General features: G+C 59.5%; 24 protein-coding genes. 14 read left to right on the forward strand and 10 right to left on the reverse strand.

The features are described from left to right. The first annotated feature begins 26 nt into the window (after positions 1-26). A complete protein-coding gene (gene greB / locus BLW70_RS24485; protein ID WP_074878365.1) occupies positions 27-524 on the forward strand; it encodes a transcription elongation factor GreB in 498 nt (165 codons plus the stop codon). An 18-nt stretch (positions 525-542) separates the two neighbouring features. Here greB and BLW70_RS24490 read toward each other — a convergent pair whose 3' ends face one another. The 3 genes from BLW70_RS24490 to BLW70_RS24500 form a co-directional block, all read right to left on the reverse strand. Then, positions 543-851 (reverse strand): hypothetical protein, encoded by a 309-nt coding sequence (locus tag BLW70_RS24490; protein WP_074878366.1) that lies wholly within the window; start codon positions 849-851, stop codon positions 543-545. 247 nt (positions 852-1,098) lie between these two features. Further along, positions 1,099-1,533 carry a DoxX family protein gene (locus BLW70_RS24495; protein ID WP_074878368.1) on the reverse strand — a complete coding sequence of 145 codons (435 nt, stop codon included), beginning with the start codon at positions 1,531-1,533 and terminating at the stop codon, positions 1,099-1,101. A gap of 103 nt (positions 1,534-1,636) precedes the next feature. Next, positions 1,637-3,058: an MltF family protein gene (locus BLW70_RS24500; protein ID WP_074878370.1), complete on the reverse strand. Its 1,422-nt coding sequence runs from the start codon at positions 3,056-3,058 to the stop codon at positions 1,637-1,639. Positions 3,059-3,293: 235 nt separating this feature from the next. On the opposite strand from BLW70_RS24500, the gene BLW70_RS24505 reads away from it, so the two are divergent. Further along, positions 3,294-4,100, forward strand: coding sequence for a TatD family hydrolase (locus BLW70_RS24505; RefSeq protein WP_074878371.1), 807 nt, complete (start codon positions 3,294-3,296; stop codon positions 4,098-4,100). Positions 4,101-4,161: 61 nt separating this feature from the next. Here the strand turns inward: BLW70_RS24505 and BLW70_RS24510 are convergent, their stop codons facing one another. Beyond that, the gene (locus BLW70_RS24510; RefSeq protein ID WP_074878373.1) at positions 4,162-5,391 is read right to left on the reverse strand and encodes an acyl-CoA dehydrogenase; all 1,230 of its coding nucleotides are present in this window, start codon (positions 5,389-5,391) and stop codon (positions 4,162-4,164) included. A gap of 165 nt (positions 5,392-5,556) precedes the next feature. Between BLW70_RS24510 and BLW70_RS24515 the strand changes: the two genes are divergently transcribed. From BLW70_RS24515 to BLW70_RS24525, 3 genes are all read left to right on the forward strand, one after another. Beyond that, positions 5,557-6,486 carry a LysR family transcriptional regulator gene (locus BLW70_RS24515; protein ID WP_008148497.1) on the forward strand — a complete coding sequence of 310 codons (930 nt, stop codon included), beginning with the start codon at positions 5,557-5,559 and terminating at the stop codon, positions 6,484-6,486. A 195-nt stretch (positions 6,487-6,681) separates the two neighbouring features. Beyond that, positions 6,682-7,083 (forward strand): MerR family transcriptional regulator, encoded by a 402-nt coding sequence (locus BLW70_RS24520; RefSeq protein ID WP_074878375.1) that lies wholly within the window; start codon positions 6,682-6,684, stop codon positions 7,081-7,083. 136 nt (positions 7,084-7,219) lie between these two features. Beyond that, complete coding sequence (locus tag BLW70_RS24525) at positions 7,220-8,119, forward strand: hydroxymethylglutaryl-CoA lyase (protein ID WP_074878376.1); 900 nt, start codon at positions 7,220-7,222, stop codon at positions 8,117-8,119. Between the two features lie 684 nt (positions 8,120-8,803). Here the strand turns inward: BLW70_RS24525 and BLW70_RS24535 are convergent. After that, on the reverse strand, positions 8,804-10,501 hold the full coding sequence (locus BLW70_RS24535; protein ID WP_074878380.1) for an AMP-binding protein: 1,698 nt from the start codon (positions 10,499-10,501) through the stop codon (positions 8,804-8,806). Between the two features lie 373 nt (positions 10,502-10,874). Here BLW70_RS24535 and BLW70_RS24540 point away from each other — a divergent pair, with 373 nt between their 5' ends. Genes BLW70_RS24540 through BLW70_RS24555 form a run of 4 tightly spaced genes read left to right on the forward strand, consistent with a single transcriptional unit; the run spans position 10,875 to position 16,442 of the window. Further along, positions 10,875-12,038, forward strand: a complete 1,164-nt coding sequence (locus tag BLW70_RS24540; RefSeq protein ID WP_074878382.1) for an isovaleryl-CoA dehydrogenase — start codon at positions 10,875-10,877, stop codon at positions 12,036-12,038. Positions 12,039-12,050: 12 nt separating this feature from the next. Then, complete coding sequence (locus BLW70_RS24545) at positions 12,051-13,658, forward strand: carboxyl transferase domain-containing protein (protein ID WP_074878384.1); 1,608 nt, start codon at positions 12,051-12,053, stop codon at positions 13,656-13,658. Positions 13,659-13,671: 13 nt separating this feature from the next. After that, positions 13,672-14,487, forward strand: a complete 816-nt coding sequence (locus BLW70_RS24550; RefSeq protein WP_074878386.1) for a gamma-carboxygeranoyl-CoA hydratase — start codon at positions 13,672-13,674, stop codon at positions 14,485-14,487. After that, a complete protein-coding gene (locus tag BLW70_RS24555) occupies positions 14,487-16,442 on the forward strand; it encodes an acetyl/propionyl/methylcrotonyl-CoA carboxylase subunit alpha (RefSeq protein ID WP_074878389.1) in 1,956 nt (651 codons plus the stop codon). The genes BLW70_RS24550 and BLW70_RS24555 overlap by 1 nt, the downstream gene beginning before the upstream one ends. 39 nt (positions 16,443-16,481) lie before the next feature. Here BLW70_RS24555 and BLW70_RS24560 read toward each other — a convergent pair whose 3' ends face one another. Further along, entirely contained in the window at positions 16,482-17,129 is a 648-nt protein-coding gene (locus tag BLW70_RS24560) for a LexA family protein (RefSeq protein WP_074878391.1), read from the reverse strand. 129 nt (positions 17,130-17,258) lie between these two features. Here BLW70_RS24560 and BLW70_RS24565 point away from each other — a divergent pair, with 129 nt between their 5' ends. Together BLW70_RS24565 and BLW70_RS24570 are read left to right on the forward strand one after the other, a co-directional pair. Next, positions 17,259-17,600 carry a DUF6124 family protein gene (locus BLW70_RS24565; protein ID WP_074878393.1) on the forward strand — a complete coding sequence of 114 codons (342 nt, stop codon included), beginning with the start codon at positions 17,259-17,261 and terminating at the stop codon, positions 17,598-17,600. Positions 17,601-18,083: 483 nt separating this feature from the next. Further along, positions 18,084-19,235 carry a M14 family metallopeptidase gene (locus BLW70_RS24570; RefSeq protein ID WP_074878394.1) on the forward strand — a complete coding sequence of 384 codons (1,152 nt, stop codon included), beginning with the start codon at positions 18,084-18,086 and terminating at the stop codon, positions 19,233-19,235. Between the two features lie 39 nt (positions 19,236-19,274). Here the strand turns inward: BLW70_RS24570 and BLW70_RS24575 are convergent, their stop codons facing one another. Further along, positions 19,275-19,721 carry a winged helix-turn-helix transcriptional regulator gene (locus tag BLW70_RS24575; RefSeq protein ID WP_074880813.1) on the reverse strand — a complete coding sequence of 149 codons (447 nt, stop codon included), beginning with the start codon at positions 19,719-19,721 and terminating at the stop codon, positions 19,275-19,277. Between the two features lie 96 nt (positions 19,722-19,817). Here BLW70_RS24575 and BLW70_RS24580 point away from each other — a divergent pair, with 96 nt between their 5' ends. Continuing rightward, on the forward strand, positions 19,818-21,017 hold the full coding sequence (locus tag BLW70_RS24580; RefSeq protein WP_074878398.1) for an MFS transporter: 1,200 nt from the start codon (positions 19,818-19,820) through the stop codon (positions 21,015-21,017). Positions 21,018-21,071: 54 nt separating this feature from the next. Here BLW70_RS24580 and BLW70_RS24585 read toward each other — a convergent pair whose 3' ends face one another. Then, positions 21,072-21,617 carry a cytochrome b gene (locus BLW70_RS24585; protein WP_074878400.1) on the reverse strand — a complete coding sequence of 182 codons (546 nt, stop codon included), beginning with the start codon at positions 21,615-21,617 and terminating at the stop codon, positions 21,072-21,074. Then, positions 21,614-22,702, reverse strand: a complete 1,089-nt coding sequence (locus BLW70_RS24590; RefSeq protein WP_074878402.1) for a catalase family peroxidase — start codon at positions 22,700-22,702, stop codon at positions 21,614-21,616. The genes BLW70_RS24585 and BLW70_RS24590 overlap by 4 nt, the downstream gene beginning before the upstream one ends. A 158-nt stretch (positions 22,703-22,860) precedes the next feature. Here BLW70_RS24590 and BLW70_RS24595 point away from each other — a divergent pair, with 158 nt between their 5' ends. Then, the gene (locus tag BLW70_RS24595; protein ID WP_074878404.1) at positions 22,861-23,367 is read left to right on the forward strand and encodes a sigma-70 family RNA polymerase sigma factor; all 507 of its coding nucleotides are present in this window, start codon (positions 22,861-22,863) and stop codon (positions 23,365-23,367) included. Continuing rightward, positions 23,364-24,116, forward strand: a complete 753-nt coding sequence (locus tag BLW70_RS24600; protein ID WP_074878406.1) for an anti-sigma factor family protein — start codon at positions 23,364-23,366, stop codon at positions 24,114-24,116. The genes BLW70_RS24595 and BLW70_RS24600 overlap by 4 nt, the downstream gene beginning before the upstream one ends. 137 nt (positions 24,117-24,253) lie before the next feature. On the opposite strand, the gene BLW70_RS24605 is transcribed toward BLW70_RS24600, so the two are convergent. Next, positions 24,254-25,090 (reverse strand): IclR family transcriptional regulator, encoded by an 837-nt coding sequence (locus BLW70_RS24605; RefSeq protein ID WP_008148459.1) that lies wholly within the window; start codon positions 25,088-25,090, stop codon positions 24,254-24,256. Positions 25,091-25,209: the final 119 nt, after the last annotated feature.

Here is a 25,209-nt window from a genome sequence, read left to right on the forward strand (position 1 = left end):
AGCTCTCTCTATCACAAGAAGTTGCCATGAGCCGTTATCGCCCTCCCCGCCCCGCTGGCACCGCGCTGATCACCCCCGAAGGTGAAGCGCGGATGCGGGCCGAGTTTCATGAGCTCTGGCATGTTCGGCGGCCGCAGGTGACACAGTCAGTCAGCGAGGCCGCGGCACAGGGCGATCGCTCGGAAAACGCCGAATACACCTACGGCAAAAAGATGCTGCGCGAGATCGACAGTCGAGTGCGCTTTCTCACCAAACGGCTGGAAGCGCTCAAAGTCGTCAGCGAAAAACCGAGCGATCCGAACAAGGTTTATTTTGGCGCCTGGGTCACAATCGAAGACGAGGACGGCAAAGAGTCGCGCTACCGTATCGTCGGGCCGGATGAACTGGATTTGAAACTGGGCCTGATCAGCATCGATTCGCCGCTGGCCCGCGCCCTGATCGGCAAGGCGCTGGACGCCGAGGTTCGGGTTCAGACACCGACCGGTGAACAGTGCGTCTATATCGTGGCTATCGATTATCTTTGAGCCGCAGCACTCTGAACCTCAACGGCGGGTAATCAGCCCCTGTCGGGCAACGCGAGTCAGTTGCTTGATCACTTCGGGTGCGCCCTCGAGGCTGGGCGATTGAATCACCGCCAGATCGAAACTGTCGCTGGCAAATCGAGCCAGCGATTCACCCTCTTCGACAAACTGGATCAGGAAGGCCGCAGGCCCACCGGTGCGACGCGGCCAGCCATCGAGATAACGCAAGAGTGTCGGCTGATGTTTGCCGCCAAGCAGGATTTTTGGATTGCGCTGGGTGAGGTGTGCCGTGATCGGCGCGGGGCGTATAACAGGGCTTAGTGCATTCATTGTGTCGTGTCTCTGCCTCAAAAGTCTGCATGGCAGGTGAGAGGCAACACCGAACCAGCGCTTTAGCGGTATTTCGAAGCCTGTTTCAAGCTTCTATCGGCAACTGAATGAGTCACCTGGCGCCCCGCAAGTAGCTGTTTAAATCGGCGCATGGGCAGCATCCTAGAGAAGCTGACCGGACAGTGTCAAGAATGACGAGCAACAAAAAGGCCCGCGCAATGCGGGCCTTTTCATTGAGCCAGAGCGGTCAGCCGGCGATAGCGCGGTCAGCCGAGAGCTTGCCGGCGCCTTCGATCAGCACCGCGATGCTGCCGCCGAGTAGCGCCAGGGCAAATTCATAACCGTTGTTGGCCATGAACAGACCGTTAGGAAGGTGCACCGAGAAGATTGCCACCAGCGAGAGAAAGGTCAGGCCGAAGGCCGCTGGGCGAACCAGCAAGCCAATGATCAATGCCAGGCCGGCGAAGAACTCGGTACCACCGGCCAGCGTCGCCATCAGATAGCCCGGCGCCAGGCCGATGCTTTCCATGTATTGCGCGGTGCCCGCGAGACCGTAACCACCGAACGCCCCAAAGAGTTTCTGCGAGCCGTGGGCAGCGAAGATGATGCCGACGAAAATCCGCAAGACAGTCAGGCCGTAGCCGGCGCGGGTAAACATTACCTTGTTGATCAGTGTGCTCATGCTGTGTCATCCGTTGTCAGTGTGTGTTGGTTGGCCGCTATATTAATCAGTAAATCACATGTTAAAAGCGCAATTAATCCGCCATAACAATCAGTTTATTCGATTATTTGCGTGAGGCAACTTTCTGCCCCTGGGGCTCCAACGACTCCCGCTCCCGATCGAACGCCAGGTAATACTTGTTCACGCTATTAACATAGCTGACGGCGCCCATTCCCACCTGTTCCATGGCGATGCGTTCAACCTGGAAGAACCACTGATTGGGATTCAAACCACGCCGACGAGCCTCGGCACGCATGCCCTGAACCCGTTCCGGCCCCATGTTGTAGGCCGCGAGCACGAACGCCATGCGCTCGCGCTCGTTGAGTTTGGGGCTGGCAAAGAACTTGCGACGAATCATCGCCAGGTACTTCGCACCGGCCTGCACATTGGCATCGAGATTCTGAATGTTGTCGACCCCCACCCGTTGGGCGGCGGACGGGGTGATCTGCATCAGGCCGGTAGGGCCGCTGCCGCTGCGGGCATTGGGTTGCAGGGCCGATTCCTTGAACGCCAGGGCCGCCAGATTCAACCAATCCATGCCTTGGGCTTCGGCGTGTTTTTGCAGCACCGGTCGAAGCTTCTCGAGGCGCTGTCGATCAGCTTTGGCCAATGGATAGTGCACTTGATACAGACGTCGATAGATCCGCAGGAACGCGGCATCCTGATCCGATGGTTTTTTGTAACCGGTCAGGAAGCGATCAATGCTCGCGCGCAACATTGAGGCGTCACGGCGCACGAACCAGAACTCTTCGCCCGGCTCACTGATGAGTACCTGCCGATCGAAGCGCAACTTGGGCAGGATCTTGCCCCAGCGTTCGGCAATGGGTTGCTCGACGATCGTCAGGTGAAAGATTCCCCCCTGAACCATCTCCAGTACATCCTCGACCGCCAGACTGGGATCGACCCACTCGATGGTCACCGGTGGCAGTTTGAGCAACGCGAGCTTTTGATTGATCTGGCTGACCGCGTCCCCGGCGGCACTGCCGGTGGGCAACGCCAGGGTTTTGCTAGAGAGTTGTTCGAGACGGGTGTAACGTCGCTCGCCTTTGATCCCGACCAATATCAACGGGATGTTGCTGGCAATCGGTTCACTGGTGCTGACCGCGTGGCCTGGTTGCAGGTCCAGCAGCTCCCCCGGCGCGACCAGATCACCCTCGCCGCGCTGCAAAGCACCGATCAGTTGATCCTTGCCCTTGGGAATGATCTTGAGGGTAATTTCCTGACCGTCACGGGCGTGACCGTTGAGGTATTGCTCGAAGGCTCGCAAGCGGTGGTATTCAATACCGATGGCCTGGCCCTGGACTTCGCCGGAGCTGTTGCGGCTCTGGTTGACCAGCACCCGCAACACCCGACTGCTGCGAATTTCCGCCAAGTCGCGGACTTTCGCCGCAGGCACGGCTTGCAGCGGCCCGGCCAGACGCGCAACTGCCGACATCGGCAGCAGCAACGAACAACACAGCAGTAGCAACACCGAGGGACGTGTCATCCACTCTCCAGAAAGAATACTGGGCCGATTTCAAGAATTTTCATGAAATCGAACGACAGAAACAGAGCGCCGTGAGCGCTGGCAAAGTGCGAAAGACTGGCGCAGTGATGGCACCACGGCCACCCTGACCTGTCTCGCGGCATCAAGAGACAGCTTTAACTCATTGTAGTTCTTGGCTTTTCTTATAAATCTACAGCTCTGATATGCTTTCCGGCCTTTGGTCCGAGGTAGCACCATGCAACTCATCGATATCGGCGTCAACCTGACCAACCCCAGTTTTGCCGACAAACACCAGGCTGTACTCGACCGCGCCTACGCGGCCGGGGTCTGCCAATTGGTGCTCACCGGCACCAGTGTCGAGGGCAGCGAGCAAGCGCTGGAACTGTGCCGGCAACTGGACGAAACGGCTCAACGGCTGTTCGCCACCGCCGGCATTCATCCCCACAGCGCCAGCGACTGGAACGCCGACAGCGCCCAGCGCCTGCGCAGTTTGCTCAAGGAGCCAAACGTTGTGGCGGTCGGTGAATGCGGGCTGGATTTCAATCGTGATTTCTCGCCGCGCCCGCAGCAGGAAAAAGTCCTGGAAAAGCACTTGGAGTTGGCGGTCGAGCTGCAACTGCCGGTGTTCCTCCACGAACGCGACGCCAGCCAGCGCTTGCTGGAAATCCTTCGCGATTATCGTGATCAGTTGCCGGCCGCCGTGGTGCACTGCTTCACGGGCGAAAAGAAAGCGTTGTTCAGTTATCTCGATCTGGATTTGCACATCGGGATCACCGGCTGGATCTGCGACGAGCGCCGGGGCACGCACCTGCATCCGTTAGTGAAAGAGATCAAGCGGGGACGGTTGATGCTGGAGAGCGATGCACCGTATCTGTTGCCGCGCAGCCTGCGACCCAAGCCGAAAAATGGTCGCAACGAACCGGCGTATCTGACCGAAGTGTTGCGGGAAGTGGCGTTGCATCGCGGGGAGAGCGAAGAAGAGCTGGCGGCTCACAGCACGGCGTGTGCGCGAGCATTCTACGGGTTGCCTGCTGTTGACTGATGCAGCCTCAACGCTATCGCGAGCCTGATCAGGCCCGCGATACAAGCGTCGCGGTCTTGTCTTAGTGACTGCTACGCAACATTTCTTTAGGCACGTACTTGCCGATCTCGAACTTGCCGATCGCCGCGCGGTGCACTTCGTCCGGGCCGTCGGCCAGGCGCAGGGTGCGTTGCATCGCATACATGTAGGCCAGCGGGAAATCGTTGGACACCCCTGCCCCACCATGGATCTGGATCGCCCGGTCGATCACCCGCAAGGCCACGTTCGGTGCGACAACCTTGATCTGAGCGATTTCGCTTTTCGCAACCTTATTGCCGACGGTGTCCATCATGTACGCCGCTTTTAATGTCAGCAGACGTGCCATGTCGATTTCCATCCGCGAGTCGGCGATTTTGTCGATGTTGCCGCCCAGACGTGCCAAAGGTTTACCGAACGCAGTACGGGTTACCGCCCGTTTGCACATAAGTTCCAATGCACGTTCGGCCATGCCGATTGAACGCATGCAGTGGTGAATCCGTCCCGGGCCAAGGCGACCCTGAGCAATTTCGAAGCCGCGTCCTTCGCCCAACAGGACATTTTCGTACGGCACACGGACGTTTTCGAACAGCACTTCGGCGTGGCCGTGAGGTGCGTCGTCGTAACCGAACACGGGCAGCGGACGAACGATCTTCACGCCCGGGGCATCCACCGGCACCAGAATCATCGAGTGCTGCGCATGACGCGGCGCGTCAGGATCGCTCAGGCCCATGAAGATCAGAATCTTGCAGCGTGGATCGCAGGCACCTGAAGTCCACCATTTCTTGCCGTTGATCACCCACTCGTCGCCATCACGCACGGCGCGGGCGGCCATGTTGGTGGCATCGGACGAGGCCACATCCGGTTCAGTCATAGCGAACGCCGAGCGGATCTCGCCACGCAGCAAAGGTTCGAGCCAGCGCTGCTTCTGCTCTTCGTTGGCATAACGCACCAGCACTTCCATGTTGCCGGTGTCTGGCGCGGAGCAGTTGAACGGCTCGGGGCCCAGCAGCGAACGGCCCATGATTTCGGCCAGCGGCGCGTACTCAAGGTTGGTCAGGCCGGCGCCGAGTTCGGACTCAGGCAGAAACAAATTCCACAAACCTTCAGCCTTGGCCTTGAGTTTGAGCTCCTCCATGATTGCCGTCGGCTGCCAGCGATCGCCCTCGGCGACCTGGCGCTCGAACACCGCTTCAGCGGGATAAACGTAGGTATCCATGAACGCGGTCACGCGCTCACGCAGTTCTTGCACCTTGGGCGAATAAGCGAAATCCATGGGCAGCTCTACCTTTTGACTGAGGGTTTTGATGAGTTGTTCAGGTCATGCAATCGATGCTAGAACAGCTACGAAAATTTACCTAGCCTATTCTCGGCGTGTATTAACATTCATCACCGATATATGATCGGCTGATCGAGAGCCCAACAATAAGAGTGCAGCGCAATGAATCTGAGCAAGGTCGACCTCAACCTTTTCATCGTCTTCGACGCGATCTACACCGAAGCCAACCTCACCCGCGCCGGGCAGATTGTCGGCATTACTCAACCGGCGGTCTCGAACGCCCTGGCCCGTCTGCGCGAGACCTTCAATGACCCGTTGTTCGTGCGCACCGCTCAGGGCATGGTCCCGACGCCCATGGCGCAGAACATTATCGGGCCGGTGCGCAACGCCCTCTCCCTGCTGCGGGTGTCGGTGCAGGAAAGCCGTATTTTCAACCCGTTGCAGGCGGTCAAGACCTACCGCATCAGCATGACCGACCTCACTGAAGCGGTAATCCTGCCGCCGCTGTTCCAGCGCCTGCGTCGCCTGGCACCGACGGTGATCATCGAAAGCTTCCTGTCCAAGCGCCGCGAGACCACCAAGGAACTGGCGGCCGGGCGACTTGATTTCGCGGTCGACGCGCCGCTCAATACAGACCCGCAAGTGCGCCACGTCAAGTTGATGGAAGACCGTTACGTGTGCGCCATGCGCAAGGGCCATCCGCTGGCAGGCAAAGAAAAGTTCACCCTCGACGATTACCTGTCGCTGACCCATATCCATATCTCCAGCCGCCGCAGCGGTCTGGGCCATGTCGACCTGGCCTTGGGCAAAATGGGCATCCAGCGCAAGATCGCCCTGCGATCCCAGCATTACTTGATGGCATCCCAGGTGTTGCAGCAGACCGACATGGTGATGACCGTCCCGGAACGCTTTGCCCGTCGCCATGATTTGTACTCGGTGAACCTGCCGGTCAACGATGTGCCGCCGGTAGAAACCCACCTCTATTGGCACGAAAGCACCGACCAGGACCCGGCCAACCGCTGGATGCGCGAGCAGATGATCGAGTTGTGCCAGCAGGTGACGGCACATGAGAAGAAGCTCGATAAGGTGTAGGACTTTGGACCGAGGTGCTCCCATCGCGAGCAGGCTCACTCCCACATTTACCCGGTTCTTTCAGAAAGAATACGGTCGAATGTAGGAGCGAGCCTGCTCACGATGGGGCCGGCACTGACAGCAAAAACCCACGCCCCTTGACGTAAACGTCAACCTGCCATTAGCTTAGCGCCATGACCTTTTTCGAGCGCTTCCATGAGCAGCCAGACCTATAGCATTTCCGACCTCGCCCGCGAGCTCGACATCACCACCCGGGCCATTCGCTTTTATGAAGAGCAAGGCCTGCTCAGCCCCGAGCGGCGCGGTCAGGAGCGTATCTACTCGCCCCGTGACAAGGTCAGCCTGAAGCTGATCCTGCGGGGCAAGCGCATTGGTTTCTCCCTGGCCGAATGCCGCGAGCTGATCGAACTCTATGACCCCACCGGTGGCAATCAGAAACAGCTGCAAACCATGCTGACCAAAATCGCTGAACGCCGCGAACAGCTGGAGCAGCAGATGCTCGACATCGAACAGATGAAGCTGGAGCTGGACACCGCGCAGGAGCGTTGCACCCAGGCGCTGGAACAGACCATCAAAAACCAGGAACTCATCCAATAACCAAACGTAATGATCGTTCCCACGCTCCGCGTGGGAATGCAGCCCGTGACGCTCAGCGTCACACATCCAGAGCGTCCATTGCGGCATTCCCACGCAGAGCGTGGGAACGATCCCTAACTGAACAGGTGAATTGCTTATGTCCCTACCCACTCACGTTCGCCTGGTCGAAGTCGGCCCACGCGACGGTCTGCAAAACGAAGCCCAACCCATCAGCGTCAAGGACAAGGTGCAACTGGTCGACGCGCTGACCGCCGCCGGGCTCGGCTATATAGAAGTCGGCAGTTTCGTGTCGCCCAAATGGGTGCCGCAAATGGCCGGTTCCGCCGACGTCTTCGCGCAGATCCAGCGCAAGCCTGGGGTGACGTATGGTGCACTCGCCCCCAACCTGCGCGGGTTTGAAGATGCCATCGCAGCCGGGGTCAAGGAAGTCGCGGTCTTCGCTGCCGCGTCGGAATCGTTTTCCCAGCGCAACATCAATTGCTCGATCAGCGAAAGTCTGGAGCGTTTCGTGCCGATCATGGACGCCGCCAGGCAACACGGTGTCAGCGTGCGTGGTTACGTGTCCTGTGTGCTGGGCTGCCCTTACGAAGGTGACGTCGCGCCCGAGCAAGTCGCGCGGGTCGCTCGCGAGCTCTACGCGATGGGCTGCTATGAAGTGTCCCTTGGCGACACCATCGGCACCGGCACCGCTGGCGCGACCCGCAAGATGTTCGACGTGGTGTCGGCCGATGTACCCCGTGAAAAACTCGCCGGGCACTTCCACGACACCTATGGCCAGGCCATGGCCAACATTTATGCCAGCCTGCTGGAAGGCATCTCGGTGTTCGACAGCTCCATCGCCGGCCTCGGCGGCTGCCCCTACGCCAAGGGCGCCAGCGGTAACGTCGCGACCGAAGATGTGGTTTACCTGCTCAACGGCCTGGGTATCGAAACCGGTATCGACCTGGACGCGTTGATTCTGGCCGGTCAGCAGATTTGCACGGTGCTGGGGCGAGCGACCGGTTCGCGCGTGGCCAAGGCTCGTAGCGCACAGTGAGTGGGCGGATGTGTCCGGGTGTTACCGCTGCGTCTGAAACGTGGGGGGCAAGCGAGTAACACGGAAACAAATCGTTGGGTTTTGCCAGAACGAAAAATCCTATAAATTCACAACTCATTGTTTTTAAAGGACTTTTAAAAGTTGGCACGGCTTCTGCTATCTCTATGGCATAACAAGAACAAAAAAAGCGGCAAACCTAATAAAAATAAGACGTAACGACTCTGACATAACAAAAACAACACGGCAGAGACGCAGCTAACAGATTTTTTTGGAGAGGATGTGCTTTTCAGGGTGCTTTTCGGAGTAACCCGCAACCGGGCAGAGAACAATAAAACTACCTTCAGGTAGCTCCCGAACTGGTTGGATCGCTTGGCGAAAAAGTAGATCAGCGCTCAAAAAAATACGTTTGCTCTTGATCCCGGATGGGGATCGACAAAAACAGCGGTAAAGGGTCACGGTTTCCAAAAACAACAACAGACCGCCCCTCAATAATAAAAAAAGAGCACGTAACGACAAAATTAAAGGGGAGCTTCGGCTCCCCTTTGTGCTTTCTGGTGTTTGCCATTTCCGCTGCCCCCCCCCCTGTGGGAGCGAGCCTGCTCGCGATAGCGGTGGTTCAGTCGACATCTATATTGGATGTGCTGCCGTCATCGCGGGCAGGCTCGCTCCCACAAGGAATGGTGGTCAGGCGTGATTACCGCGCAATTCCTCAATACTGATTTCCCGCATCCGAAACTTCTGGATCTTCCCGGTCACCGTCATCGGAAACTCATCGACGAATTTAAAGTAACGCGGTGTCTTGAAGTGCGCGATGCGTTCCTTGCACCACGCTTGCAGCTCCTGCTCGGTAGCACTGTGGCCCGGATGGAATTTGATCCAGGCGACAATCTCTTCGCCATACCGCGAGCACGGAATCCCGATCACTTGCACATCTGCCACCGCCGGGTGGGTAAAGAAGAATTCTTCCAGCTCCCGCGGGTAAATATTCTCACCGCCGCGGATGATCATGTCCTTGTTGCGTCCGGCAATGCATACGTAGCCTTCGTCATTCATGCTCGCCAGATCACCGGTGTGCATCCAGCCGGCCTGATCGATGGCCTCGGCGGTGCCTTGCGGATTGTTCCAGTAACCGAGCATCACGCTGTAGCCGCGGGTGCACAGCTCACCGATAGTGCCGCGCGGCACCAGGTTGCCCGCTTCGTCGATGATCTTGCTTTCCAATTGCGGCTGGGTGCGGCCGACGGTGGTAACACGCAATTCCAGTTCGTCTGACGGACCAGTCTGCAATGACACCGGACTTGTTTCCGTCATGCCGTAGGCAATCTGCACTTCGCTCATGTGCATTTCGCTGATGACCCGGCGCATCACTTCGATCGGACAGGTCGCCCCGGCCATGATCCCGGTGCGCAGGCTCGACAGATCGAATTCAGCACGCTTGGGCTGATCGAGCATGGCGATGAACATGGTCGGTACGCCGTAAAGCGCGGTGGCCTTTTCTTCGGCGACGGTGGTCAGGGTCAGCAATGGATCGAACGCATCGTTGGGGTAAATCATGGTGCTGCCGTGGGTCATGCAACCGAGGTTGCCCATGACCATGCCGAAGCAGTGATACAGCGGCACGGGGATGACCAGACGATCACTCGCGGTCAGGCCGAGGCTTTCGCCGACCATGTAACCGTTATTGAGAATGTTGTAGTGACTGAGGGTCGCGCCCTTGGGGAAGCCGGTGGTGCCGGAGGTGTACTGGATGTTTACCGCCTGGTCGAAATGCAGGCTGTTTTGACGTTCGCTCAACTGCTGTGCCGACACGCTCCCCGCAAGATCGGTCAATTGCGACCACGGCAGGAAACCCGATGGCGGCTGAGCATCAAGGCTGATGACACCGCGCAGCTCCGGCAGGCGTTCGCTCTGCAATTTTCCGATGGATTGCTCAGCCAGCTCGGGAACGAGGCCCTGCAGCATCCCGTGATAGTCGGAGGTCTTGAAGGCACCGGCGCAAACCAGCCATTGGCAACCGGATTGCTTCAATACGTACTCGAGTTCGGAGCTGCGGTAGGCCGGGTTGATGTTGACCAGAATCACGCCGATTTTCGCGCTGGCAAACTGGCTGATACACCATTGCGCGCAGTTCGGTGCCCAGATACCCAGACGATCACCGGCCTGCAAGCCCAGCGCCAACAGCGCTTTGGCATGCAGATCCACGGCTTCGGCCAGTTGCTGCCAGGTGTAGCGCAACTGTTGATGGCGCACGACCAGCGCCTCGCCGGTCGGGTATTGCGCGACGGTGTTATCGAACGCCTGGCCGATGGTCATCGCCAGCAAGGCTTTGTCCTGGGAACCACGGGTGTAACTACGCTGCGGGCTTGCACTGGGTTGATCCATGACGACCCCTATTGTCTTTATTAGTGGGTGTTACAGCGACCCCCAGAGGGAGCGACCTGTGGCGAGGGGATTGAGCGAAACGTCGCACCGCCCCGTTCGGCTGCGAAGCAGTCGCAAACCCGGTGAATACGGCTTCTCTGACACACCGTAATCACCGATTTGGGGCCGCTTCGCGACCCAACGGGGATAAATCCCCTCGCCACAGGTGCTCCCACAGAGGTTGTTCGCCTTCTATGAACTGGCTCTACTCTCGCTCAAGTTGACGTTAACGTAAAGGGTGATTGACAGCCATTCGTCACAGGCTTACGTTAACGTAAAGGTGAGAACCAAATCACGGCCCTCCCGACCCTACAAAAAAGCCAAAAGGTGACCCATGAGCTACCCATCCCTGAACTTTGCCCTCGGTGAAACCATCGACATGCTGCGCGATCAGGTTCAGTCCTTCGTCGCCAAAGAAATCGCGCCGCGCGCCGCTCAGATAGACATCGACAACCTGTTCCCTGCCGACCTGTGGCGTAAATTCGGCGACATGGGTCTGCTGGGTATCACTGTGCCGGAAGAATACGGCGGTGCGGGCCTGGGTTACCTGGCGCACGTCGTCGCTATGGAAGAAATCAGCCGCGGTTCGGCCTCGGTCGCCCTGTCCTACGGCGCGCACTCCAACCTCTGCGTCAACCAGATCAACCGCAACGGCAATCACGAACAGAAAAGCAAATACCTGCCGAAGCTGATCAGCGGCGAACACATCGGCGCCCTGGCCATGAGCGAACCGAATGCCGGTTCCGACGTGGTATCGATGAAACTACGCGCCGATAAACGCGGCGACCACTACGTCCTCAATGGCAGCAAGACCTGGATCACCAACGGCCCGGACGCCAACACCTATGTGATCTACGCCAAGACCGACCTGGAAAAAGGCCCGCATGGCATCACCGCGTTCATCGTAGAACGTGATTCCAAAGGCTTCAGCCGCAGCAACAAATTCGACAAGCTCGGCATGCGCGGTTCCAACACCTGCGAGCTGTTCTTCGACGACGTCGAAGTGCCGGAAGAAAACATCCTCGGCGTGCTCAATGGCGGCGTGAAGGTGCTGATGAGCGGTCTCGATTACGAACGCGTTGTGCTGTCCGGCGGCCCGACCGGGATCATGCAGGCCTGCATGGACTTGATCGTGCCGTACATCCACGACCGCAAGCAGTTCGGCCAAAGCATCGGCGAATTCCAGCTGATCCAGGGCAAGGTCGCCGACATGTACACCCAACTCAACGCCAGCCGCGCCTACCTCTATGCAGTAGCGCAAGCGTGCGAACGCGGCGAAACCGCCCGCAAGGACGCCGCCGGAGTCATCCTCTACAGCGCCGAATGCGCAACCCGAATGGCCCTCGACGCGATCCAGATTCTCGGTGGCAATGGCTACATCAACGAATTCCCGGCCGGTCGTCTGCTGCGTGACGCCAAGCTGTACGAAATCGGTGCCGGCACCAGTGAGATCCGTCGCATGCTGATCGGTCGCGAACTGTTCAACGAAACCCGCTAAACGGAGCTGTCCATGGCTATCCTGCATACCCAGCTCAACCCCCGTTCGGCGGAGTTCGCGGCCAACAGCGCGGCGATGCTCAAACAGGTCGACGACCTGCACACCCTGCTCGCCAAAGTGCAGCAAGGTGGCGGCCCGAAGGCGCAAGAGCGCCACACCTCGCGGGGCAAACTACTGCCTCGTGAACGGATCAATCGCCTGCTCGATCCGGGTTCGCCGTTTCTCGAGATCAGCCAATTGGCGGCTTACGAGGTGTATGGCGAAGACGTTCCGGCCGCAGGCGTGATTGCCGGGATCGGGCGTGTGGAAGGCGTCGAATGCATGATCGTCGCCAACGACGCCACCGTAAAAGGTGGCTCGTATTACCCGCTGACCGTGAAAAAACACCTGCGCGCCCAAACCATCGCCCAGCAGAACCGCTTGCCGTGCATTTATCTGGTGGACTCTGGCGGCGCCAACCTGCCGCGTCAGGATGAAGTGTTCCCGGACCGTGAGCACTTCGGACGGATCTTCTTCAACCAGGCCAACATGAGCGCCATGGGCATCCCGCAAATCGCGGTGGTCATGGGCTCCTGCACCGCCGGTGGCGCGTACGTGCCGGCCATGGCCGACGAAGCGATCATGGTGCGCGAGCAAGCGACGATTTTCCTCGCTGGCCCGCCGCTGGTGAAAGCCGCGACCGGTGAAGTGGTCAGCGCCGAAGACCTCGGCGGGGCCGATGTGCACTGCAAGATTTCCGGGGTGGCCGACCATTATGCCGAGAGCGACGAACACGCCTTGGCCATTGCGCGGCGCAGCATCGCCAACCTCAACTGGCGAAAACTCGGTGAACTGCAACAGCGCACACCCATCGCCCCGCTCTATAACAGCGACGAGTTGTACGGCGTGGTGTCGGCGGATGCCAAGCAGCCGTTCGACGTGCGTGAAGTGATTGCGCGATTGGTGGACGGTTCGGTGTTCGACGAATTCAAAGCGTTGTTCGGGACGACCCTGGTGTGCGGCTTTGCCCACTTGCACGGTTACCCGATCGCGATCCTCGCCAACAACGGCATTCTGTTCGCCGAAGCCGCGCAGAAAGGCGCGCACTTCATCGAGCTGGCCTGTCAGCGTGGCATTCCGTTGCTGTTCCTGCAAAACATCACCGGTTTCATGGTCGGCCAAAAGTACGAGGCCGGCGGCATCGCCAAGCACGGCGCGAAACTGGTGACCGCGGTGGCGTGCGCCAAGGTGCCGAAATTTACCGTGATCATCGGCGGCAGTTTCGGCGCCGGTAACTACGGCATGTGTGGGCGAGCTTACGATCCACGTTTCTTGTGGATGTGGCCGAACGCACGCATCGGCGTGATGGGCGCCGAGCAGGCGGCGGGTGTTTTGGTGCAGGTCAAACGCGAGCAGGCCGAACGCAGTGGTCACGGTTTCAGCGCCGAGCAGGAAGCCGAGATCAAGCAACCGATCCTCGATCAATACGAAGAGCAGGGTCATCCCTACTACTCAAGCGCCCGGTTGTGGGACGACGGCGTCATCGACCCGGCGCAAACCCGGGATGTATTGGCCCTGGCCTTGTCGGCGTCGCTGAATGCGCCAATCGAACCGAGCCGCTTCGGCGTGTTCCGGATGTGATCGGGAGAAAATCATGAGCGACTTCAATACCCTCGAACTGCTGACCGACCCGCGTGGTTTTGCGACCCTGTGGCTCAGCCGTGAAGAAAAGAACAACGCCTTCAACGCCGAAATGATCCGCGAACTGATCCTCGCCCTGGACAAAGTGTCGAGCGACGCCAGCCTGCGTTTTCTGCTGGTGCGTGGACGCGGCAAGCATTTCAGCGCTGGTGCAGATCTGGCCTGGATGCAGCAATCGGCCGAACTCGATTACCACACCAACCTCGACGACGCCCGGGAACTGGCGGAGTTGATGTACAACCTCGCCAAGCTGAAAATCCCGACGCTGGCGGTGGTGCAAGGCGCTGCATTCGGTGGTGCGCTGGGCCTGATCAGTTGCTGCGACATGGCCATCGGCGCCGATGACGCGCAGTTCTGCCTGTCGGAAGTGCGCATCGGCCTGGCCCCGGCGGTGATCAGCCCGTTCGTGGTGCAAGCCATCGGCGAACGCGCGGCACGTCGCTACGCGCTGACTGCCGAGCGTTTCGGCGGACAACGCGCGCGGGAAATCGGCTTGTTGTCGGAGAGTTATCCGATCGCTGAGCTGGAACAGAAAGTCGAACAGTGGATCGACAACCTGCTGCTCAACAGTCCGGCCGCCATGCGCGCCAGCAAGGACTTGCTGCGCGAAGTCGGCCACGGCGCGCTGACCCCGGCACTACGCCGCTACACCGAAAACGCCATCGCCCGCATCCGCGTCAGCCCCGAAGGTCAGGAAGGCCTGCGGGCCTTTCTGCAAAAACGTCCGCCGAGCTGGCAAGCCGAAACCACCACCAAGGAGCCGCGTTGATGAGCGCACCTGTTCTCACCACCCTGCTGGTGGCCAACCGCGGCGAAATCGCTTGCCGGGTGATGCGCACCGCCAAAGCCCTGGGCCTGACCACCGTCGCCGTGCACAGCGCCACCGACCGTGAAGCCCGACACAGCCGCGAAGCGGATATCCGCGTCGACCTCGGTGGCAGCAAAGCCGCCGACAGTTACTTGCAAATCGACAAACTGATCGCCGCCGCCAAGGCCAGTGGCGCTCAGGCGATTCATCCCGGTTATGGCTTTCTTTCCGAAAACGCCGGGTTCGCCCGCGCCATCGAAGAAGCGGGCCTGATTTTCCTCGGCCCGCCCGCCTCGGCCATCGATGCGATGGGCAGCAAATCCGCGGCCAAAGCCTTGATGGAAACCGCCGGCGTGCCATTGGTGCCCGGCTATCACGGTGAAGCGCAGGACTTCGACACGTTCCGCGACGCCTGCGCACGCATCGGTTATCCAGTGCTGCTCAAGGCCACCGCAGGCGGCGGCGGCAAAGGCATGAAAGTGGTCGAGGACGTCAGTCAGTTGGCCGAAGCCCTGGCCTCGGCCCAACGTGAAGCGAAATCCTCGTTCGGTGATTCGCGGATGCTGGTGGAAAAGTACCTGCTCAAACCGCGTCACGTGGAAATCCAGGTTTTCGCCGACCAGCACGGCAATTGCCTGTACCTCAACGAACGTGATTGTTCGATCCAGCGTCGCCACCAAAAAGTCGTTGAAGAAGCACCCGCTCCAGGCTTGAGCCCGGAGCTGCGTCGCGCCATGGGTGAGGCCGCCGTGCGTTCGGCACAGGCCATCGGTTATGTCGGTGCCGGCACCGTGGAATTTCTGTTGGATTCGCGGGGTGAGTTCTTCTTCATGGAGATGAACACTCGCCTGCAAGTCGAACACCCGGTCACCGAAGCCATCACCGGCCTCGATCTGGTGGCCTGGCAGATTCGCGTGGCCCGCGGCGAAGCGCTGCCGATGACTCAAGCCGAGGTTCCGCTGATCGGCCATGCCATCGAAGTGCGCTTGTATGCTGAAGACCCGGGCAATGATTTCCTGCCGGCGACCGGTCGACTGGAGCTGTATCGCGAATCCGCGCATGGTCCGGGACGGCGGGTAGACAGCGGCGTCGAGGAAGGCGATGAGATTTCACCGTTCTACGACCCGATGCTCGGCAAACTGATTGCCTGGGGCGAGGATCGTGAACAGGCGCGACTGCGGCTGCTGAGCATGCTCGATGAGTTTGCCATTGGCGGACTCAAGACCAACATCAACTTCCTGCGCCGGATCGTCGGTCATCCGGCGTTTGCTGCGGCCGAACTGGATACCGGGTTCATTCCGCGTTATCAGGAAGAGCTGCTGCCAGTCGCCTCAGATCTCAGTGACGAATTCTGGCAAGCCGCCGCCCAAGCATTTGCCCAAAGCCAGCCGAGGACAACTCGTGCCGATGACCCGGTTTCGCCTTGGGCCAACAGCAATGGTTTCCGGGCCGGACTGCCGACAGAAATCACCCTGCATTTGAGTTGTGAAGGCCAGGATCGCGCGCTGACGTTGGGCGACGCCGACGCCCACACCGCTCAACTCAAGGGTGAGCAACTGCTGACCGAGCACAACGGCCTGCGCCGCCAGCATCGGGCAATCCGCCGGGGAGAGGTGCTGTATCTGCAATGGGAAGGTGAACTGCGCCGCATCGAGTCCTACGACCCGATCAGCGCCGTCGAAGCCAGCCACAGCCATCACGGCGGGCTGACCGCGCCCATGAATGGCAGCATCGTGCGGGTATTGGTGGAAGCCGGGCAAACGGTCGAAGCCGGGGCGCAGTTGGTGGTGCTGGAGGCGATGAAGATGGAACACAGCATTCGTGCACCACACGCCGGGGTGATCAAGGCACTGTATTGCCAGGAAGGCGAGATGGTCAGCGAAGGCAGTGCGTTGGTCGAGTTTGAAGACGCATGAAATGAAGATCGGTCCTACGCCTTGCGAGGACCGATCTGATTAGAACCTGGCGGTCGCCTGAACCACCACGCCGATAATTCGGCACTCCTCGGTGTAAAGGGCTTTCGGATACGTCGGATTGAGCGGGACCAGGTAACGCTGCCCGCCCTCTTCTATCAGTTTGCGGAAAACCGCCTCGGTGCTGTCCGGCCAGTGGGCAATCACCAACTTTCCGGGTTCCGGCACGATGGCCGGGTCCACCAGGATCATCATGCCCTCGGCAACGCTGATGCCAGTGGGTGCGGTCATCGCATCGCCGACCACCACCAGCCAGAATGCCGGACCCTGGGCGTGGTAATCGGTCAGTTCGAAACGTGGCTTGCCATACACCGGCAGTTCACCGTCGCGGACCTCGACAGGCGCCCGCCAGTCACTGACCGGGTAGCGGAAATAGGGGTTGTACTTTTGTGTCAGCGAAATCTCGTTGTCCTGTGGGACTAAAGGCTCCCGGATCACAATCGCCACTTCCAGAAAATCCATCCCGAGCGCCCGCAAGACACGGTTCATGTCTTCGATGCTCGGCTGACGGCGTTTATTCAGCCAGTGACCCACGCCGCCCTGGGACATCCCGAGGCGATCTGCGAGTACTTCTTGAGTGACTTTGAGTTCACTCATCTTGGCCTTGACCAATTCAATCCATTTATCCATGTGCGGCACGATACGTGGGCACCTCCGGCCATCAAAACACAAATTGTAGTATTTAATCTCTCGTCATAAATACAGTTCGTACTAGGATTGGTTCACGGATCTGAATCTATCACGGAGTTTGCCATCGCCATGTCCATCCCCTGCAACGACCTGCCCGACATGCAAATCGACACTTCCCTCACCTCGCCAAAAGGCTCTGCTGCCGCGCAACGAGCGCTGGATTATTACTTGAAACCAGCTGTTTCAGAGGAAGTGGTCGAAGAACGTTTCTTTGACGTAAACCGCAACATCAGCAGCGAAGAAGCGCTGGTCCATGCCACGGATTTGCTGCGTTGTGCCGCCGCCATCGCGTACGAGTCAGCCAGCAATCTGCAAGGCGCACATCGGGACCTGGCGTTTTCGGCGGTGCACATGATCGACATGGCCAGGGCGATGGTGGATCGATCCCTGGAGGGCGATCAGAATGGATAAGACGCGGGTGCTGAGAAGGAGGACGGGAAAAGAACTTTCCTATCGCGCAGATAAAAACATTTGACTTGCAAACGAGAATGATTATTATTGCATGCAGCTGGTCGCGAGATCGGTCGATTGTCCAAGTGACCTTAGGTCGGTCTCCTGGACTATCTCCTCATCAGGCTAATCACGGTTTTTGACCCGGCTTTTTGCCGGGTCTTTTTTTTGCCAGTTATTCTGGCTTTACCTTCAGGCTAATGAAGTCTTTAAGTGCAGCAAATTCGAATGGCGCGGATGATATCAAAAGAATGTCCCATGGCAACAGAAGCCCGGCATCATTGGCCCAAACTAATCAAAAATAGCGCTTGAGAATCAATCGCACAGTCTCTAAGCTTCGTCGGCGTCATGGAGGACGCCCCCCGCTCAACCCAGAATTCCCCCCGGTTTTTCCCTTCCCAACGTGTAAAGTAACAGCCATAAAATCATATTCAGGAATCGACTATGACCGTGGCCAAATCCTCATTCGACATCAGTGCCAACTTCGACAGTGGCAATATTGAAGTGCTGGACATCAGCAATCCGTTGCAAGCCCTGCTGGCGATCAAACCAGACACCCGCAGTCAGCACTTTCAGTGGTTCCACTTCAAGGCCAGCGGTCTGCACGTCGGTCAGGAACACTGGTTCCGCCTGAACAATGCCAGCAAGTCCTCCTACAACAAAGCCTGGGATGGTTATCAGGCGGTGGCGTCCTACGACCACGTCAACTGGTTCCGGGTGCCGACCATTTTCGAAGGTGACTGCCTGCGCTTCAGCCTTGAAGCCACCGCCACCCACGCCTGGTTCGCCTACTTCGAACCCTACAGCCGTGGCCGTCATGACTGGCTGATCGAGCAAGCGCTGACCAAGGCTGGCACCGAACTGCTGGCCACCGGCAAAAGCGTCGAAGGTCGCGACATCCAGCTGCTGCGGAAAGGCACGGGCGCCGAAGGTCAACGCAAGGTCTGGATCATCGCCCAGCAACACCCCGGTGAACACATGGCCGAATGGTTCATGGAAGGCGTGATCGAACGCCTGGAAAATCACGACGATCCGATATTGAACAAACTGCTGACCAGCGCCGACCTGTATCTAGTGCCGAACATGAACCCGGACGGGGCTTTCCACGGTCACCTGCGCACCAACACCATGGGCCAGGACCTGAACCGCGCCTGGCAGAGCGCCAGCCAGGAAATCAGTCCGGAAGTGCTGTTCGTTCAGCAGCAAATGGAAAAGTACGGCGTGGACCTGTTCCTCGACATCCATGGCGATGAAGAAATCCCTTACGTATTCACCGCCGGCTGCGAAGGCAACCCGGGCTACACGCCCCGGATCGAAAAACTCGAAGAGCACTTCCGCAGTCATCTCAAGCGCCAGACCAAGGACTTCCAGACCAAGCACGGCTACACCCGGGACGAACCGGGCAAAGCCAACATGACTTTGGCGTGCAACAGCGTTGGCGAGAAGTTCGACTGCCTGTCGCTGACCCTGGAAATGCCGTTCAAGGACAACAACGATGCGCCGAATGCGCTGACCGGCTGGTCTGGCAAACGCTCGAAGCAATTGGGCAAGGATGTGCTGACGACCGTGGCTGACATGGTCGATACCTTGCGCTGATCACCCTCGATGGCTGCATGTCCGGCATGCAGCCATGCCTCACTCGGCAGCGATCCGCAGGCAATCCTCAGGTCCCAGCAAGCGCCCATCCTCGGCACGTAATTCCAGCGTCTGCACCGGTCGGCCGTTCTGTCGGTCAACCACCCGCGAATGCGCCTCCCCTGCCTCATAGAAAAACGCCTCGCCCCATTGGCGCAATCCGATGATCAACGGGAACAGGCCTTTGCCCTTCTCGGTCAGCACATATTCCTGATACGCACTGCCGTCCGACGCCGGCACCAGGTCGAAAATGCCGTGGGCCACCAGGCTGCGCAGCCGCGCAGACAAAATATTCTTGGCCATGCCCAAATTGCGCTGAAACTCCCCGAACCGGCGTATGCCATCAAATGCATCGCGCACGATCAGCAAAGACCACCCATCACCAACAGCATCCAGGGAGCGGGCAACCGGGCATTCGGCGTTTTCCATGCTTGTTCGTTTTGCCATGAGCGCGTTCACCTCAATCAAATGTAGTTGCAATATAAAACCAGCTTCCTTACCGTACAACTGGTTTCATATTGAAACCACACAAGGAAGCCCCTGATGAAACCTGAACATCCACTGAGCGGCGCCGTGGTGCTGCTGTTTGCCATCGCCTGCGGCCTGGCCGTCGGCAATGTTTACTACGCACAACCGCTGCTCGATGCCATGGCCGAGGCTTTCGCCATGGACCCGGCAACCATCGGCATCGTCGTCACCCTGACTCAAGTCGGTTACGGCGCAGGTTTGGTGTTGCTGGTGCCGCTGGGTGACCTGCTCAATCGCCGTCGCCTGATCGTCACGCAAACTGTGCTGTCGGCGCTGGCCTTGCTCACGATCGCACTGGCACCTGACAACATTTGGCTGCTGATCGGCATGACATTGACCGGGTTATTGGCCGTCGTGACACAAGTGTTGGTGGCTTACGCCGCGACATTGGCCATCCCGAAACAGCGAGGGCGTGTGGTCGGTGTGGTCACCAGCGGCATCGTCGTCGGTATTCTGCTCGCCCGGACAGTGGCCGGCGGCATGGCCGACCTCGCCGGTTGGCGTTCGATTTATCTGTTGTCGGCGGGTTTGACGCTGGTGATGGCGTTGCTGCTGTTTCGTGTGTTGCCCAAACATGAAGCTGCGCAACCCGCCAGTTCCTACGGCGCTTTGCTGGGCTCGGTATTCACGCTGTTCAAGGAAGAACCGGTGCTGCGCCAGCGTGCGGTGCTCGCGCTACTGACCTTCGCCAGTGCCATGGTGTTGTGGACGCCCATGGTGCTACCGCTGAGCGCCCCGCCGCTGTCGTTGTCCCACACACAAATCGGATTATTCGGGCTGGCAGGTGCCGCCGGTGCATTGGCCGCCGCTCGTGCCGGGCATCTGGCTGATCGTGGCCTGGGACAAATGACCAGCGGTTTGTCACTCTTGTTGATGCTGGTTTCCTGGCTGCCGATTGCCTTCACCCAGTCCTCGTTGTGGGCATTGCTGCTTGGCGTGATTACCCTGGATCTGGGTTTGCAGGCCGTGCACGTCACCAGCCAGAGCATGATCTACAGCGTGCGCCCCGAAGCCCAAAGCCGACTCACCGCCGGCTACATGCTGTTCTATTCGATTGGCAGCGCCTTGGGGTCGATCGGTTCGACGGCGATGTACGCGTGGGCCGGTTGGCTCGGCGTATGCCTGCTGGGCGCAGGCATCAATGCGGTGGCGTTGATTTATTGGTGGCTGACACTCGCCACAAAGGTCCAACCATTGGAAGCCGCGTCGCACTGACTGTGTAGCAGCTGTCGAGCCTGCGAGGCTGCTGCTACAAGTGAACGTAAGGGATCAGCCGCGATCCTTGCCCCGCAACATGCTGTCCAGCACGTCATCGCGGCGTACCCAGCCGTGAAACAACGCCGCCGCCAAATGCAGCAACACCGTCAGGAACAGCAAGTACGCCAGATACCCGTGAGCCTTGCGCAGGAACGCAAACACCTGCGCATTCGCCGGTACGATCGACGGCAACTGCAGCGAGCTGCTGAGCATCACCGGATCCCCCGCCGCTGAAATCATCGCCCAACCCAGCAGCGGCAGGATCAGCATCAACGCGTACAGCAAAACATGCGAAGCCTTGGCCGCCAGCGCTTGCCAACCCGGCAGATCCGCTGGTAGCGGTGGCTGTCGAGTGGAAAAGCGCACGGCCAGGCGAACGATCACCAACAGCAGAATCGCGACGCCCAAGGGTTTGTGCAGATGAATCAGCCACTCATGACGCTCGGACACCGAAGCGGCCATGCCCGCGCCGATAAACAGCATGGCAATGATCATCAGCGCCATCAGCCAGTGCAGCAATCGCGCTAATGGCGCGAAGTGGTTCGGTTGAGCGCTCATTGACGAGACTCCTGTTTATGGGCAGAGGGCAACTGGCTGACTTCGCTGGTACGACGCAAGTAGGAATTGGCGTACCCCGCTGAACGAGCGGCGAGCAATGGGTCGTCGGAACCTTCGATGCCGGCGGGCAGTACCAGCGGGTCGTAGTTGATATCGCGACATTCGCCACTGAGTTGCGGCTGGGTGCTTTCAAGTACGAGGGTGCCGGCGTTCAACACTTTGCGACCCTCGGGCCAGGCCTTGCTGGCGTCGTTGACCGGATCGCCAGGGTTGGCCAGCGTGATGTTCAACTGCCAACGCAGCGGTCCTGCGGAAATGCGCTGAACCAGGTCTTTCTCCAGGAATTCCCCCCCTTCAGGCGCCGTAGCACCCGCGGCATCCTGAGCGACGGGCACCATGCTCCAGCGCACTGCTTGCCGTTGCCCGGCCGCGTTCACCAGGTAAAACGCATTGACGCTGTTGTAGGTTTCCGTCACGTAACTGGCCGACGGCTTGGCGGTTTTGATCCAGGCCAGGAACGGTCCTGCTTCCGGATGCGAACCGAAGAATGCTGGCACGGCAGCCGGGTTCGGCTTGCCGGTGGCCGGGTCCGGCGACTGGGCCTGCTGCAATTGATAGAACGCTTCGGGCGTGCCCACCGGGAACACCGGCATGCTGTTCATCCCGGTGCGCCACTGCTGGCCGTTGGCCTGGGTGAATCGCAACGCCAGGCTGCGGATCGGCACGCTGTTGTCCGGCGCATAAGGATTACCGGCCGGCAAGGCGAAACGCCCCACCACGGGGGTCCGCGCAACATTGAACACCTGAGCGCTGGAATAGCTGCGCGCCTCGCCACTGCTCTCGAAATGCCCGATCACGCACACGCCTTTGGAGTGATTGCGTCGGAAGCCGGGGTGCACGCCATTGTTGGTCTCCAGCACATTGACCAGTTTTTTCGGGGTCAGGCGCTGTGGGTCAAAGGTGCCGTTGACGTAGGCAAAAGCCCCGGCCAGGGCGGCAACCACCACAGCGATACCGGCCAGACGTAATGTCAGGCTCGCGGCACTCAAGGGTGGCCGGGTTGGCGGTGACGAGCGATCTACCATGAAAGACTCCAGGGCCATCGGCCACAAGTGAGAAGGATCAAGCAGACGAACACCGTGGCGGTTTATTCCATCGCCTGGTATTTATTTTTTCAGGCGTGGAATAACCTCGAATGCCGGGCGTCTTCCTAGTCCAAAGCGTAGTGACTAGCCAGAACTTCATGAACGATATCGACGAACAACTGCGAGAAATTATTCCCGGATTGCGCCGGTTTGCCGTGTCATTGACGCGCAATACCAGCAGCGCCGACGACCTGGTGCAGTCTTGCCTTGAGCGCGCGCTGTCGCGTTGGAGCGACAAACACCCCGACGGCGACTTGCGCGCCTGGCTGTTTTCGATTCTGTATCGACAGTTTCTCGATGCTCACCGACGCTCCCGGCGTTATGCGCGGATGCTCGAATTCTTTACCGGGCGTGACGATTCACAGCCATCGGTGGAACGCACCGTGATCGCCCAATCAACCCTGCAAGCCTTCGATCAACTCACCACCGAACAACGCGCCCTGCTGCTCTGGGTCTCGGTCGAAGGCTTGAGTTATAAGGAGGTCGCCGAGATTCTCGACGTCCCCACCGGCACCGTGATGTCCCGCCTGTCCCGTGCCCGCCAGGCCTTGCACCAGTTGAGCGACGGCGAAATCACCCGCCCTTCCCTGCGGAGACTCAAATGATCAGCCTGCCCCCAAGCGAGCGTGACCTGCACGCCTATGTCGACCAGCAACTCAGCGATGCCGACCGACGTCTGGTAGAGACTTTTCTGGCCAGCAACGCGGAAGTGGCTGCCCAAGTGCGTGCCTGGCAGCAGGACGCCCAGCAATTGCGCGCGGCATTGAGCGGCGCCCTGCAGCAACCAGCCAACCCGAACCTCGACCCGGCGCTGATTCGCCAGCGCCTCAAACGACAATCTCGCCGTCACCTGGCCAGCGCCGCCGTGTTGCTGATCGCGGTCAGCATCGGCGGATTTAGCGGCTGGCAAGCCCGGGAGATGACGCTCATCAGTGCCCAACTACCAATGACCGATGCCCTGCAGGCCTATCGCCTGATTGCCCAGCAAGGCATCCTGCCGGCCGATTACAAAGTCAGTGATGACGGTGACATGCAGGGTTGGCTCGACCGCTATTTCACTCAGGCCAATCGCTTGCCTGACCTTTCGGGCGCCGGTTTCAAACCGGTCAGCGGACGCTTGCTGAGCACCGAGCAAGGGCCGGCGGCGATGGTGGTTTACGAGGATCAGGGCGGCCATAAAGTCAGCTTCTACGTCCGCCCACCGGGTCCGAAAAACTACCTGTTGCCGAGGGGCAGTCGCAGCGATGGCGGGTTGCAGGCCGAGTACTGGTCAGGGGGCGGGTACAACTACGCGATGGTCAGCCCCACTGATACGCCGGCGGCGCAGATGCTCAAGCAAACCGTGCAGTTCTGACTTCCGATACTGATCGTTCCCACGCTCTGCGTGGGAATGCCTCACCGGACGCTCCGCGTCCGTTTTGGGACGCAGAGCGTCCCGGACTGCATTCCCACGCGGAGCGTGGGAACGATCGATTCCCTGTGGGAGCGGGGTCAGCCCTGCCCAAACACTTGCGAAGGCCTACGCAATAAAGGGTCGAACGGATTGATCCGCGGTCCGATCAGCGCCGCTTCGCGCTTAAGCATTTCGACCACCGTCGGCAATCGATCCGGCCCCAGCCGATCACTCACAGTGGCCACGCTCAGTGCTGCGACCGCCCGCCCTTCACGATCCAGAATCGGCACCGCCACCCCGGCCATGCCCTGCAACACGCCGGTGTTGCGCCCGGCATAACCGAGCTTGCGCACGTTCTCGACTTCCGAGCGCAGGAACACCTCGTCGTACAGGTGGAAATCCTTGAGCCTCGGCAAGTTGTAGTGAATCACCGTGTCGCGCTCTTCTTCCGGCAGGAACGCCAGAATCGCCAGGCTGCCCTGCCCCACGCCCAGCGCCACCCGCCCGCCGATGTCACCGGTAAAGGTGCGGATCGGAAACGGCCCTTCGCTGCGATCCAGGCAAATCGCATCAAAACCACTGCGCGCCAGCAAGAACAACGAATCCCCCAACGACGCCGACAGCCGCAGCAACGCCGGACGCACCAGTTCGCGCAGGTTTCCGGTGTTCCCGGCGCGGGCCGCCAGGGCGAAAAACTCCAGGCTCAAGCGATAGCGTTTGCTGCGCGCATCCTGCTCGACCATGCCCTCATCCATCAGGCTGCGCAGCAAACGGTGTGTGGTCGGTTGCGACAGGCCAATGCGCTGGGCCAGTTGCGTCACCCGCTCCCCGCCCTCGACGGTGTCACCCAGACTGCGCAGCACGGCAAACAGTCTGGAGACCGCGCCGACACCGACATCACTTTTGCTTTCATTCCGCTCAATGGAATCTGTCATGGGTTTTCTCGAGTATTAATTTACTCACCGAATGAAACTGAAAATAGTCATCGTCTCAGTGAAATAGGCCATTGAGCCCATCCTATTCTTCGTCCTACTCTGCGTCCAGACAGGGGCGA

This window comes from Pseudomonas frederiksbergensis, from assembly GCF_900105495.1.
In the GTDB taxonomy this organism is placed as follows: Bacteria; Pseudomonadota; Gammaproteobacteria; order Pseudomonadales; family Pseudomonadaceae; genus Aquipseudomonas; species Aquipseudomonas frederiksbergensis.